At 72.1% G+C, this 12,922-nt stretch carries 14 protein-coding genes; 8 read left to right on the top strand and 6 right to left on the bottom strand.

The window, feature by feature from the left end; genetic code table 11:
- Positions 1-2 precede the first annotated feature (2 nt).
- A complete protein-coding gene (locus CNQ36_RS23515) occupies positions 3-1,058 on the bottom strand; it encodes an alpha/beta fold hydrolase (protein WP_121547440.1) in 1,056 nt (351 codons plus the stop codon).
- A 206-nt stretch (positions 1,059-1,264) separates the two neighbouring features.
- On the opposite strand from CNQ36_RS23515, the gene CNQ36_RS23510 reads away from it, so the two are divergent.
- The 4 genes from CNQ36_RS23510 to CNQ36_RS23495 all read left to right on the top strand — a co-directional run bounded on the left by CNQ36_RS23510 (position 1,265) and on the right by CNQ36_RS23495 (position 3,175).
- Positions 1,265-1,492, top strand: a complete 228-nt coding sequence (locus CNQ36_RS23510; protein WP_121547439.1) for a hypothetical protein — start codon at positions 1,265-1,267, stop codon at positions 1,490-1,492.
- A 199-nt stretch (positions 1,493-1,691) separates the two neighbouring features.
- Positions 1,692-2,336, top strand: coding sequence for a TetR/AcrR family transcriptional regulator (locus CNQ36_RS23505; RefSeq protein ID WP_004926056.1), 645 nt, complete (start codon positions 1,692-1,694; stop codon positions 2,334-2,336).
- Between the two features lie 155 nt (positions 2,337-2,491).
- Positions 2,492-2,719, top strand: coding sequence for a DUF3107 domain-containing protein (locus tag CNQ36_RS23500; RefSeq protein ID WP_030220063.1), 228 nt, complete (start codon positions 2,492-2,494; stop codon positions 2,717-2,719).
- 186 nt (positions 2,720-2,905) lie between these two features.
- Positions 2,906-3,175, top strand: coding sequence for a hypothetical protein (locus tag CNQ36_RS23495; protein WP_040906185.1), 270 nt, complete (start codon positions 2,906-2,908; stop codon positions 3,173-3,175).
- A gap of 47 nt (positions 3,176-3,222) precedes the next feature.
- Here the strand turns inward: CNQ36_RS23495 and CNQ36_RS23490 are convergent, their stop codons facing one another.
- Positions 3,223-3,978 (bottom strand): ferritin-like domain-containing protein, encoded by a 756-nt coding sequence (locus tag CNQ36_RS23490; RefSeq protein ID WP_121548568.1) that lies wholly within the window; start codon positions 3,976-3,978, stop codon positions 3,223-3,225.
- 482 nt (positions 3,979-4,460) lie between these two features.
- Here CNQ36_RS23490 and CNQ36_RS23485 point away from each other — a divergent pair, with 482 nt between their 5' ends.
- Entirely contained in the window at positions 4,461-6,848 is a 2,388-nt protein-coding gene (locus CNQ36_RS23485; RefSeq protein WP_228313051.1) for a DEAD/DEAH box helicase, read from the top strand.
- Between the two features lie 75 nt (positions 6,849-6,923).
- The gene (locus CNQ36_RS23480; RefSeq protein ID WP_121548567.1) at positions 6,924-7,796 is read left to right on the top strand and encodes an alpha/beta fold hydrolase; all 873 of its coding nucleotides are present in this window, start codon (positions 6,924-6,926) and stop codon (positions 7,794-7,796) included.
- Here the strand turns inward: CNQ36_RS23480 and CNQ36_RS23475 are convergent.
- Positions 7,793-8,686 carry an NYN domain-containing protein gene (locus CNQ36_RS23475; RefSeq protein WP_163013351.1) on the bottom strand — a complete coding sequence of 298 codons (894 nt, stop codon included), beginning with the start codon at positions 8,684-8,686 and terminating at the stop codon, positions 7,793-7,795. The genes CNQ36_RS23480 and CNQ36_RS23475 overlap by 4 nt on opposite strands.
- Positions 8,687-8,915: 229 nt before the next feature.
- On the opposite strand from CNQ36_RS23475, the gene CNQ36_RS23470 reads away from it, so the two are divergent.
- A complete protein-coding gene (locus CNQ36_RS23470) occupies positions 8,916-9,068 on the top strand; it encodes a hypothetical protein (protein ID WP_086014673.1) in 153 nt (50 codons plus the stop codon).
- A 121-nt stretch (positions 9,069-9,189) separates the two neighbouring features.
- Here CNQ36_RS23470 and CNQ36_RS23465 read toward each other — a convergent pair whose 3' ends face one another.
- The 3 genes from CNQ36_RS23465 to CNQ36_RS23455 all read right to left on the bottom strand — a co-directional run bounded on the left by CNQ36_RS23465 (position 9,190) and on the right by CNQ36_RS23455 (position 11,475).
- A complete protein-coding gene (locus tag CNQ36_RS23465; RefSeq protein ID WP_004926072.1) occupies positions 9,190-9,795 on the bottom strand; it encodes a MarC family protein in 606 nt (201 codons plus the stop codon).
- A gap of 61 nt (positions 9,796-9,856) precedes the next feature.
- Entirely contained in the window at positions 9,857-10,714 is an 858-nt protein-coding gene (locus CNQ36_RS23460; RefSeq protein WP_121547436.1) for a PHP domain-containing protein, read from the bottom strand.
- Between the two features lie 119 nt (positions 10,715-10,833).
- Positions 10,834-11,475, bottom strand: a complete 642-nt coding sequence (locus CNQ36_RS23455) for a DUF6758 family protein (protein WP_121547435.1) — start codon at positions 11,473-11,475, stop codon at positions 10,834-10,836.
- Between the two features lie 168 nt (positions 11,476-11,643).
- Between CNQ36_RS23455 and CNQ36_RS23450 the strand changes: the two genes are divergently transcribed.
- Positions 11,644-12,897: an MFS transporter gene (locus tag CNQ36_RS23450; RefSeq protein ID WP_121547434.1), complete on the top strand. Its 1,254-nt coding sequence runs from the start codon at positions 11,644-11,646 to the stop codon at positions 12,895-12,897.
- Positions 12,898-12,922 lie beyond the last annotated feature (25 nt).

The following is a 12,922-nucleotide window of genomic DNA, read 5'->3' as shown; positions in this document are numbered from 1 at the left end:
CCTCAGCCCCTCGTGTTCTCGGTGGTGGTCTCCCCGCCGGTGCCGGCGGTCGGACCCGGGGCGCCCAGCGCGCCCGGCTCACCAGTATCCCCCTCGCGCGCCGATTCCGTTGCATCCGCGAGCAGTTCACGGAAGGCGAGGGCCACCGTCTCGGGGTACTCCATCATCGCCACGTGCCCCGCGTCCGGGAGTGTCACCAGCCGGGAGTTCCGGAACGCGCGCGCCGACCGCTGGGCCATCCGGAAGCCGACGAGCTGGTCCCGGCCGCCGTAGACGAGCAGGGTCGGCGCCAGCACCCTTTCGGCCTGGCGCCACAGTCCGTGCTGGCCACCCAGGGTGTAGGCGCTGACGATCCCCCGCGCGGAGCGCGCCATCGCGTCCCAGAAGTACGGCAGCCGCAGCCGCCGCTCCATCTCCTGCACGGCGTGCCGGAACCCTTCCGGCGTCACCCGCGCGGGGTCCCCGTAGCAGAGCCGCAGGACGCCCTGGACCCGCTGTTCCGCCGTCCACTCCCGGGTGATCCGGGTGAACAGCGGTGCGATGCCGGGGATCGCCAGCAGTCCCGTCGGGACGGCGGTGCGCTGCACCCGCAGTTCCGGCAGGGCCGGTGACACCAGCGTGAGGGTGCGCACGAGGTCGGGGCGCACGGCGGCGACGCGGGTGGTGACCGCGCCGCCGAGGGAGTTGCCGAAGAGGTGCACCGGGCCGCGGCCGGCCGCGTCGAGATGGCGGATGACCGCGCGCGCGTGCGCGGTGACGGAGTAGTCGCCGTCGTCCGGGGGCGGGGAGTCGCCGAAGCCCGGCAGGTCGACGGCCTCGCTCTCGACGCAGTCGTCCAGCAGCGGCATCAGCGCCGACCAGTTCAGCGAGGAGCCGCCGAGTCCATGGACGTAGAGGGCGGGGGGCAGGCCCTCCCGGGCGGGGGGCCGCGACCGCAGCGACAGCGTGACGCCGGGCAGCTCCACCGACCTGAGCCGCTCGCCCTCCGCCACCCTGACCGGCGCCACCTTGGGAAGCACGGTGGCGGGCGGCACGAACGGCAGCTCGGTCGAAGACATGCGGCAATGTTACGAGACGATCACGTGGCGGCTCATGTGTTCGCCGTCACAGGCCGCCGCGAGACCCTTCTCCGGCGTGCGCTCCCCGTCACGCCCCGGTCGCGAATCGCATGGCGTCCGGATCGGGTGTCTCCTAGGCTCGCATACAGGGCACCCGCATGTGACCCCTGTATGCGTCAGGGACGTTCGTAGGAAGGGAGCCCAGCATGGCCGTGGATCCGACCGACCCCGAGACGTTCGAGGAAGACGAGAACGCGCCCGAGGAGAAGGAGTACGACGTCGAGGCGCCCCGGGTGGACGCGGCCGAGCAGCAGGCGGAGGTGGCGCCGGACCGCGACGACCCGATGACCGGTGTCGATCCCGACCGCGCCAACGAGGCGGATCTCGTGGAGCAGGCCCGGATCGTCTCCCTCGACGAGGACGACTACCGGTGACGGGAGCGCCGACCGGGACCGTCGCCGGGCAGTGAGGAGGACGCCCCTTGCCCGCTCTGACATCTTTTGAAACCGTCCGTACAGCTTTCCCCACCGTCCGGTCCGTGAAATTCTGCACCCGCACCGCGCGCGGCACGGTTACCGAAAAGTACGATGGCGGCGCGGCTCACACCGCATGTGGACGACAATGGGAGGCGGCGTGACAGCCATCGAGCAGACAGACGCGGTACGCCCGAGGGGTACACGCCTGCCGCGCCGTGCCCGGCGGAACCAGTTGCTGGGCGCCGCCCAGGAGGTCTTCGTCGCGCAGGGCTACCACTCGGCCGCGATGGACGACATCGCCGAGCGCGCGGGCGTCAGCAAGCCGGTGCTCTACCAGCACTTCCCGGGCAAGCTCGATCTCTATCTCGCGCTGCTGGACCAGCACTGCGAGGCGCTCATCCAGTCGGTGCGCCACGCGCTGGCGTCGACGACGGACAACAAGCAGCGCGTCCGGGCGACGATGGACGCCTACTTCGCGTACGTCGAGGACGACGGCGGCGCCTTCCGCCTGGTCTTCGAGTCGGACCTGACGAACGAGCCCGCCGTGCGCGAGCGTGTCGACAAGGTCACCAACGAGTGCGCGGAGGCGATCTGCGACGTGATCGCCGAGGACACCGGGCTTTCGCGGGCGGAGTCGACGCTGCTCGCCTCCGGGCTCGGCGGACTCGCCCAGGTGGTGGCGCGGTCCTGGCTGCACAGCGACCGGAGCGTGCCGCGCGACCAGGCGGTGCAGCTGCTGACCTCGCTGGCCTGGCGGGGCATCGCCGGATTCCCGCTGCACGGCAACGAACAGCAGCACTGAGCTGCGGGCGGGCGACGACGGCGGCCGCTTGTTCCCGTCGGGTGTTCGCTCCTGGCGTGGCCGGGCACAGCGTGTACATCCCCTCACCGGGCTAATGTGTGCTGGTACGGCGCGTAAAGGTCGCGCACTTCACTGACCGTCGGAGGGACATAGCCGTGGAGGTCAAGATCGGCGTGCAGCACGCGCCCCGCGAGATCGTTCTGGAGAGCGGTCAGAGCGCCGAGGAGGTCGAGCGCGTGGTGGCCGAGGCGCTGGCCGGGAAGTCGCAGCTGCTGAGCCTCGTGGACGAGCACGGCCGCAAGATCCTGGTCCCGGCCGACCGGCTCGCCTACATCGAGATCGGCGAGCCGGCCCCGCGCAAGGTGGGCTTCGGCGCACTGTAGGCGCGACCGGCTGTCGAACAGTCGCACGAGGGCCCGGCGGTTCATCCCGCCGGGCCCTTCGCGTTCCCGCGCGCGTTCACGGACGGCACACGGGTCCTCCACAGGGGAGGATTGGATTCCGCAGGTCAGGGGTAAGACGGGCTACGACCGATGCGAGCAGGCCGGCCATGTGGGAGGGACCCCGACATGCTCTTGGAAGCGCTCAGCTCCGCGATCCTCGGCCTGGCTCTGGCACTGGCGGCGCACCGCCGTCTGCCGCATCGTCTTCCCGCCCGCGCCCTGGTGCTGCCGACCGGGGTGGCCGGAGCGCTCCTCGGGGCGTTCCTCGTGAACTCCGCGCTGGACGCCGGCAGCCTGCTGACGGTGCTGCTCGGCGCGGTGATCGTGTCCGTGGCGTCCCTGTCGCTGCTGCTGCGCCCGGCGGGAAGACTGCGCCGCCGCTCGGCGACCGCGTGACCGGCCGCCGATGGTGGCGCCGGGACTGAGCCGGCCCGGGGCGGTCCTCAGGCCGCCAGGCCCAGTGCCGCCATGCGCTTGGTGTGCGCCTCGGTGATCCTGGAGAACATCCTGCCGACCTCGGCGAGGTCGAACCCGTCCGCGACGCCGCCGACGAGCATGGTCGAAAGGGCGTCCCGGTCGGCGACCACCCGCTGGGACTGCGACAGCGCCTCGCCCATCAGGCGCCGCGCCCACAGCGCGAGCCGACCGCCCACCCGCGGGTCCGCGTCGATCGCCGCGCGCACCTTCTCCACGGCGAAGCCGCCGTGCCCGGTGTCGTCCAGCACCGCCAGCACCAGCGCGCGGGTGTCGGAGTCCAGACGGGCCGCGACCTCGCGGTAGAAGTCACTGGCGATGGAGTCGCCGACGTACGCCTTGACCAGCCCTTCCAGCCAGTCGGAGGGCGCCGTCTGCTTGTGGAAGCCGTCGTAGGCGGCGACGAACGGCTCCATCGCCTGCGTCGGCTCCTCGCCGATGCCGGCGAGCCGGTCGCGCAGCCGCTCGAAGTGGTGGAACTCGGCCGACGCCATCTTCGCCAGCTCCGCCTTGTCCGCCAGGGTGGGCGCCAGCTTGGCGTCCTCCGCGAGCCGCTCGAACGCCGCCAACTCGCCGTAGGCGAGCGCGCCGAGCAGGTCCACGACAGCCGCACGGTACTGGGGGTCGGCGGAGGCGGCCGCCCAGTCCATGGCGGCGACGCCGGTGTGCCCGGCGGTGGTGTCGGAGGTGTCCGCGGCGTTGTCAGGCTTGTCAGAGCTCGTCATGAAGCGCACAATAGCCCGCTCGTCCCGCCCCGTAAGGCCGTGGCCGATCAGTGTGACGACGACTACGTGACCAAATCGGCCATGGCATGTGCGCGAATCCGGGGTATGGTGGTAATGCGCCTGCTGAGCACTCTGACGTACTCGACGGGCCGCATGTATGAGGATGCCCGGTCGTTGGCCCGATCGGCTCCGACCCGACAGCCCTCCCTGACCGTACGGCACATCGCGTACGACGATCGGAGGGAACCCTCAGCGGTACGAGCGCTCGAGCGTCGGCAGTGGTCCCGTGCCCTACGGCATCGCCCGTAAGGCAGCCGACGTCCCCGGCACGGTCCCCTACACGACCCCCCGCGCTCGCCTCGCACCGCGTACACAGAAGAGGCAGCACCCTGACTACGACGTTCCGAGAGCTCGGAATCCTCCCCGAGACCGCCGAGGCCCTTGAGGCCGTCGGCATCATCACTCCGTTCCCCATCCAGGAGATGACGCTCCCCGTGGCCCTGTCGGGCACGGACGTCATCGGCCAGGCCAAGACCGGCACCGGCAAGACGCTCGGCTTCGGCCTTCCGCTCCTCGAGCGGGTCACCGTCCCCGCGGACGTCGAGGCGGGCCGCGCCAGGCCCGAGGACCTCACCGACGCGCCGCAGGCACTGGTCGTCGTCCCCACCCGCGAGCTGTGCACGCAGGTCACCAACGACCTGCTCACCGCCGGCAAGGTGCGCAATGTGCGCGTCACCGCCATCTACGGCGGCCGGGCCTACGAGCCGCAGGTCGAGGCGCTGAAGAAGGGCGTCGACGTGGTCGTCGGCACCCCGGGCCGGCTGCTCGACCTGGCCGGGCAGAAGAAGCTGAACCTGAAGCACGTGAAGGCGCTCGTCCTGGACGAGGCCGACGAGATGCTCGACCTGGGCTTCCTGCCCGACGTCGAGAAGATCATCAACTTCCTTCCGGTGAAGCGCCAGACCATGCTGTTCTCGGCCACCATGCCGGGCGCGGTGATCGGTCTCGCCCGGCGCTACATGTCGCAGCCCACGCACATCCGCGCCACCGCGCCGGACGACGAGGGCGCGACGGTTGCGAACACCACGCAGTTCGTGTACCGGGCGCACAACATGGACAAGCCCGAGATGGTCTCGCGGATACTGCAGGCCGACGGCCGGGGCCTGGTCATGGTCTTCTGCCGCACCAAGCGCACGGCCGCCGACCTCGCCGACCAGCTCAAGCAGCGCGGCTTCGCCTCCGGCGCGGTCCACGGCGACCTCGGCCAGGGCGCCCGTGAGCAGGCGCTGCGCGCGTTCCGCAACGGCAAGGTGGACGTGCTCGTCTGCACCGACGTCGCCGCCCGCGGCATCGACGTCGAGGGCGTGACCCACGTCATCAACTACCAGTCCCCCGAGGACGAGAAGACGTATCTGCACCGCATCGGCCGCACCGGCCGCGCGGGAGCGAAGGGTACGGCGATCACGCTGGTCGACTGGGACGACATCCCTCGCTGGCAGCTGATCAACAAGGCGCTGGACCTCGGCTTCGGCAACCCGCCGGAGACGTACTCCACCTCCCCGCACCTGTTCTCCGACCTCGGCATCCCCGAGGGCACCAAGGGCGTCCTGCCGCGCTCGGAGCGCACCCGCGCCGGGCTGGACGCGGAGGAGCTGGAGGACCTGGGCGAGCCGGGCGGACGCGGTCCGCGCGGACGCGGTGGCCGGGGCGGGCGCGACGGCTCCCGTACCGCCGAGCGCGAGACCTCGCCCCGTACGCCGCGGCGCCGTCGCCGCACGCGTGGCGGTGCGTCCCTGGACGAGACCTCGCGGCAGCCCGCGGGCCCGGTCGCCGAAGGCGCCGGCGAGGCGGCGGCCGACACTGCCGACCGCAGCCCGCGCCGCCGTCGCCGTACCCGCGGCGGAGCCCCGGCCGGGGCCGCGCCGGCCGCGGTGGAGTCGGCGGAGACCGCCGTCGCCACGGCGGAGGGCACGGTCGTGGACGCCGTCGAGGCTCCCGAGAAGCCGCGCCGCCGCCGGACCCGCAGGGGCGCGGCGGACGAGGTTGCGGCCGTCGTCGGCCAGGGGGCGGCTGAAACCCCGGTCGCGCAGGAGACCACGGTGGCCGTGGCGGCTCCGGTGGTGACGGAGACCGCGGTCGTCGCGGAGCCCGAGGCACCGGCCGCCGAACCGCGCCGCCGCCGCACCCGCAAGACCGCGGCGACCACGGCGGTGGAGACGGCCGAGGGCACCACCGAGCCGACCGAGGCGACGGAGACCAAACCGCGCCGCACCCGCAAGACGGCGGCGAAGACCGAGGCCGCTGTCGAGCCGGTGGCCGAGTCGGCCGAGGTGGCTGAGACCAAGCCGCGCCGCACCCGCAAGACCGCGGTGAAGACCGCTGCGACGGCGGCGGTCGACACTGCCGAGCCGGTCGAGGCCGCCGAGGTCAAGCCGCGTCGCACCCGCAAGACCGCGGCGAAGAAGGCCGAGGCTGCCGTGGACACGGCTGAGGCCGCCGAGGCCAAGCCGCGTCGCCGTACCCGCAAGGCCGCCGAGGCGGACCCGACGGCCGAGGTCGTCGAGATCCCGGTGCAGACGGTCGAGGAGTCCGAGCCCGTGGCGGCCAAGCCCCGGCGGACCCGCAAGACCGCGGTGAAGAAGGCCGAGGCTGCCGTGGACACCGCCGAGGCCGTCGAGGCGAAGCCCCGGCGGACCCGCAAGGCGACGGCGGCCACAGCGCCGGCCGAGGAGGCCGAGGCCACGCCGCGCCGCCGCACCCGCAAGGCCGCCGAGATCCCCGCGCAGGCCGCGCAGGAGCCGGAGGCCGTGGAGGCGAAGCCGCGCCGGGCCCGCAAGACGGCTGCCGCCGCGGAGTCCGCGGAAGGCTGACGGAGCGCGCCGGTGGCCCGGTCCCCCTGTGGGGGGCCGGGCCACCGGCGTTTCCGCACCCGCTACCCTCACCCCGTGACCAGCCACTCCCCCGCCACCGCGTCCCCCCGCACCCGCCGACTCCGCACCTCGCGCGGGGAGTTCGCCGTCGTGGACGTGTCACCGGCCGCCGGGGTCGCGGTGCGCGGGGTCGCGCTGCTGGTGCCCGGGTACACCGGCAGCAAGGAGGACTTCACCTCGGTGCACGGGCCGCTCGCCGCGCGCGGCTACCGCACCGTCGCCGTGGACGGGCGGGGGCAGCACGAGTCGGACGGGCCCGCCGACGACGAAGCCGCATACGCCCAGGACGAGTTGGCGCGGGACGTGCTCGCGCAGGCGGACGCGCTCGGGGCGCCCGTGCACCTCGTCGGGCACTCCCTCGGCGGCCAGATCGCACGCGCGGCCGTCCTCCTCGACCACTCCCCCTTCCGTTCGCTCACGCTCGTCTCCTCAGGGCCCGCGCGGATCTCCGTCTCCCAGGAGCAGCGGGTGAAGCTGCTGCGGGACGCGCTCGCGGTGATGTCGATGGCGGAGTGCTGGGAGGCCATCCTGGCCATGGGCCCGCCCGAGGAAGTGGGCGGCCCGGCACGCGGACCCGGCGGTCAGGAGTTTCTGCGGGGCCGCTGGCTGGGCACCAGGCCGGCGCAACTGCTCACCACCGGACGGCAGTTGTGCACGGAACCGGACCGGGTCGCCGAACTGGCCGCCGTACCGCTGCCGTTCCACGTCCTGTCCGGCGAGCGCGACGACACCTGGCCGGTGCCGGACCTCGACATGATGGCGCGGCGGCTGAGGGCGCACCGCACGGTCGTCGGCGGCGCCGAGCACTCACCGGCCGCCGACCGGCCGGGGCCCACCGCGCGGGCCCTCGCCGACTTCTGGGACGCCCCGCACCCCGCGGGGTCCTAGTACTGCGCCTGCAGGTGGTCCCAGAAGCCGTCGCGCAGGGCGCGGCGCAGGTCGGCCTGGCCCCGCAGGGAGTACTGCAGCATGCCCTCCGCCTCCACCAGCAGGTCCTGGTCGACGGAGCCGGGCAGATAGGGGTGGCCGGGGAGCAGTTCCACCAGCGTGTCCCGGCCCCGCGCGGCCAGCCACTTCGCGGCGATCTGCGCGCCGACGAACCGGACGTCCTCCCGGGTGGGCCGGCCCGCCGCGGCCTCGTACGCCGGTGCCGTGCGCCGGGAGACGTACGGCTTGAAGAAGTCCAGGTCGAGGGTGCGCTGGCTGTCGACCTCCCAGAGCAGCGGCTCGGCCTGGTTGCGGCCCTCGGGGGCCTCGATGCCCCAGAGGTGGACGCGGGCGCCGTACCCCTGGGCCGCCTCGACGGCGGAGACCAGGTCCTCGTCGCCGCCGAGCAGGGCGGCGTCGCTGATGGCCCGGTACCGGGCCAGTGACTCCAGATCGGTGCGGATCAGGGAGTCGACGCCCTTCTGCTGGTTGTTGGCGTTGAGGTTGCCGAGGCGGACCTTGACGTCCGGGAGTTCGGCGATGGTCTGCTGTTCGGCGGTGTGGATGCGGCGCCTGGCGCCGTCGTACCAGTAGACCCGCAGCAGCCTGCTGTCCGCGAAGACGGTGCGGGCGCGGTCGATGAGCGCGTCGATGAGTCCCTCGGCGTCGAGGTCGAAGGCCCGGCGGTCCTCCGTGCCGGTGACCAGCCGTCCCGCGGCGGCGTACAGGTAGCCCGCGTCGACGAAGATGGCGTGCGTCGAGGGCGTCTTCGCCACCTCGGCGAGCATGCGCTGGAGCAGCTCGTTCGTGCGGTCGATACGGGCGTGCAGGGCCGCGAGGTCTTCGTTCATCACCTCCATTGTCCCGGTGGTCACGCTACGAACACAACCGGTACCGGTCGGTCTCGTTCGAAACCCTTACTGGTCAGTATTTAGTCGATCGAAAAATTTCCTTAGCGTAGGGAATGTCTGCATCGCACAGGGCGTTGGAATCGACATGGACCCCGGGCCCGAGTGGCCCGTGGGCCGCCCACCGAGTAGTTCTCCTCCAGGAGGATGACCAGACGAAGGGAGAAGCCCCTTGCGCTTCGAAATCATGCGACTCGACGACGTCGACGGCACACCCGTCGACACCACCGTCGTGGACGCCGCCTCCGTCAACAGCATCGTTCAGCAGGCCGCCGCCATCGGACAGCGCCTGTGGATCCGCCCGGCCGACACACCGGCCTCATAACGCGCGGGACACCGGACGCCGGCCGCACGGGCCGGATTTCCCGGAGTACGTACGCCCCGGAGCCCCCGTACCCCCATCGGTACGGGGGCTCCGCGCGCGTCAGGCGCAGCTGACGGGGTGGTCAGCCGCCCCGGACCACCTGGGTGACGCCGTTGATGATCTGCTGCACGGCGATCGCGGAGAGCATCATGCCGGCCAGCCGCGTCACCAGGACCACGCCGCCGTCCTTGATGACCCGGATGATCAGCAGCGAGTACCGCATCACCAGCCACAGCACGACATGGATGGCGAGGATCGCCGACCACACCGAGACCTGTCCGGCGACGCCGTCGGCCTTCTGCACGGCGAGGATGACCGACACGATCGCACCGGGCCCGGCCAGCAGCGGCATGCCCAGCGGGACCAGCGCCACATTGACGTCCTTGGTCTGCTTGGGCTCGTCGGTCTTGCCGGTGAGCAGGTCGAGCGCGATCAGCAGGAGCAGCAGCCCGCCCGCGATCATCAGCGCCGGCACCGACACATGCAGATAGGCGAGGATCTGGTGGCCGAGCAGGCCGAACACGGTGATCACGCCACCGGCCACGCAGACCGCCTGGAAGGCCATCCGCTTCTGCATCTTGGCGGGCCGGCCCGCGGTCAGCGCGAGGAAGATCGGGGTGATCCCCGGGGGATCCATGATGACAAAAAGGGTGAGGAAGAGAGAGCCGAAGACGGCGACGTCGAGCATGACTGCCTTGCTGAAGAAGGACGGGAACGAGGGAGAAGGGGTGCGGGGAGGGCGGCGGCCCTCAGACTCCGCCGGCCCCCGGCACCGGGAACGCCCCGGTCGCACGGCGCGTGATCTCGCCGTACACCTCGGGGTCCGTCATGAACTCGCCGAGGACGCAGGTCTTCCGGCTGCCGTGGTAGTCGCTGGAGCCGGTCACCAGGAGCCCCAGGTCCTTCGCGAGGCCGCGCAGGCGCGCCCTGGTCCCGGGTTCGTGGTCCATGTGGTCGACCTCGATGCCGTCGAGACCGGCCTCGGCCAGCTCGGCGATCGCGGACTCCGGCACCGTCCTGCCCCGCTTGCTCGCGGCGGGGTGCGCGAAGACGGCGACACCGCCCGCGCCCTTCACCAGCCGCAGGGCCTCGAAGGGGTCCGTCTCGTGCTTCTCCATGTACGCCCGGCCGCCGTCGGCCAGCCACTCCTGGGTGAACGCGTCGTTCACCGTCGGCACGACGCCCAGTTCGACCAGCGCGCTGGCCACGTGCGGGCGCCCCACCGAGCCGTCGCCGGCGATCCGGGCGACCTGCTCCCAGGTGACCGGCACGCCCAGCGCGTTCAGTTTGACGATCATGCCCTGGGCCCGCGGCACCCGGTCGTCCCTGACCAGCTCGCGCTCGGCGAGCAGCGCGGGCTCCTCGGAGTCGAAGAGGTAGGCCAGCAGGTGCATGCTGATGCCGTCGAGGCGGCAGGAGAGCTCGGCTCCGGGAACCAGCGTGAGCCCCTCGGGGAGCGCGGCGAGCGCCTCGGCGTGCCCGCGGGTGGTGTCGTGGTCGGTCAGCGCGATGACGTCGAGACCGGCTGCGGCGGCCTTGCGGACCAGTTCGGCCGGCGTGTCCGTGCCGTCGGACGCGGTGGAGTGGGTGTGCAGATCGATGCGCACGACGCGTTACTCCAAGCGGTGACGAACGGACGGGGACGCTCCAGGATAACCGGATTTTCACCCGCCTCCTGTCACACCCGAAACGGCTGTGCGCCCCCTACCGGCCCGCCGTGAGCCGGCTACGCCTCCAGCAGGCGCGGTGACAGCGCGCCGCAGGGCACCAGCTCCACCTCGGCGCCCGCGTCCCGCAGGTCGGCGAGGACCAGCTCGTCGTACATCAGCAGCCCGGACTGCTCCGGCCAGACCACCGCCCACAACCACATCCCGAGCGCCTCGCCCGCGAACACGGCGCGGTCGTCCGGCGTCTTGGAGACGTGCCAGAGCGACGTGGGCCGACCCGCGGCCAGCACCTTGGCCTGCGGCGGCTTCTCGACGTCCATGTACGGCCCCGGATCCGGGCCGTCGACGCCCGCGTACCGCGCGCCGAGGCCCACTCCGAGTTCCTCGGCGACCAGGATGAGCTCGCCCATCCCGCCGAGCGGTCCGGGTCCGGTGCACGCGACGGCGGTCGCCCGGCCTCCGCTGCGGTCGTCGCCCGCGCAGGCCACGCCCGTGAACAGCCAGCCCACGGGCAGCGGCCACGGCATCCACACCGGCACCTTCGTGCGGTGCACGACCACTTCCAGCGCCTCGACGCTCGGCGGTATCACGGGCTGCAGCGGGTGGACGGTGCCGTGGATGTCGCACTGCCAGGCATCCGAGAAGAGGCCGGGAGCCCTGACCCGGCCACCACACTTCGGGCAACTGGGTTCGCCCCTCATAGGGCCCCACGGTCCTACCCGCGCCGCCTCCCGTCAAGGACGATCACCCGTCCGGCCGGAACCGGCCAGCCGAAGCATTAGGTGTAATTTGCATTAATTAGCTTGGCTAATCTATTGTGTGTAAAACCCAACCATCTTCACGGCCCGTGTCCCGGGATTGGAGCACCCATGGACGACCCCACCGACCCCACCGGCCCCCGCGACCCCTTCGACACGGGAGCGGGAAGCATCCTGCGGCAGCCGAAGTCCGTGTGGGCGACGGCCGGCGCCTCCGTCGTCGCCTTCATGGGGATCGGGCTCGTCGACCCGATCCTGCCCTCCATCGCCAAGGGCCTCGACGCCACCGCCGGGCAGGTCTCCCTGCTCTTCACCTCCTACTTCCTCATCACCGCGCTGGCGATGCTGGTGACGGGCTTCGTCTCCAGCCGCATCGGCGGACGGAAGACCCTGCTGCTCGGACTCGCGCTCGTCGTGGTCTTCGCCGGCCTGTCCGGCACCTCGGGATCGGTCGGCGAGCTGGTCGGCTTCCGGGCGGGCTGGGGCCTCGGCAACGCGCTGTTCGTCTCGACGGCCCTCGCGGTCATCGTCGGCGCGGCCGCCGGGGGCAGCGCGGCGGCCATCCTGCTGTACGAGTCCGCCCTGGGCCTCGGCATGGCCTGCGGGCCCCTGCTGGGCGCGCTGCTCGGCGACGCGAGCTGGCGCTACCCGTTCTTCGGCACGGCCGCCCTGATGGCGGTGGGCTTCCTGTGCATCGCGGCGTTCCTGAGGGAGCAGCCGAAGCCGGCCCGCAGGACCTCGCTGCTCGACCCGGTCAGGGCGCTCGGGCACGGCGGACTGGCCTCCGTCGCGGCCTCGGCGTTCTTCTACAACTACACGTTCTTCACCGTGCTGGCCTTCACGCCGTTCGTGCTGGACATGTCCCCGTACCGGTCGGGCGCGGTGTTCTTCGCCTGGGGACTGCTGCTCGCCGTCTTCTCGGTGCTCGTCGCCCCGCGGCTGCAGCGGCGGTTCGGCTCGCTGAAGGTGCTGGGCGGCTCGCTGGTGCTGCTCGCGGCGGACGTCCTCGTCCTCGGCTACGGCGACCACACCACGGCCGTCGTCTGCACCGTGCTGTCCGGCGCCCTCATCGGAGTGAACAACACGGTCTACACCGAGCTGGCCCTCGGGGTGTCGGACGCGCCGCGGCCGGTGGCGAGCGCCGGCTACAACTTCGTGCGGTGGTTCGCGGCGGCCGCCGCGCCCTACTTCGCCCCGAAGATCGAGGAGTGGACCGACGTCCGCATCCCGTTCGTGGTCGCGGCGGTCACGGCCCTGCTCGGCGCGCTGGTGGTCGTCGTACGGCGGCGGGCCCTGGCCCACGAGGCGGAGGAGTCGCAGCCGCGGCACGCCACCGAGGACGGCGTCACCGTTTTCGCCAACTGACGTGCGCCAGTACGCCTTTGGTGAC

The organism is Streptomyces fungicidicus (assembly GCF_003665435.1).
GTDB classification, from domain to species: Bacteria; Actinomycetota; Actinomycetes; order Streptomycetales; family Streptomycetaceae; genus Streptomyces; species Streptomyces fungicidicus.
The sequence above is the reverse complement of the archived record's forward strand: the minus strand, read 5'-3'. Positions and strand labels throughout refer to the sequence as shown.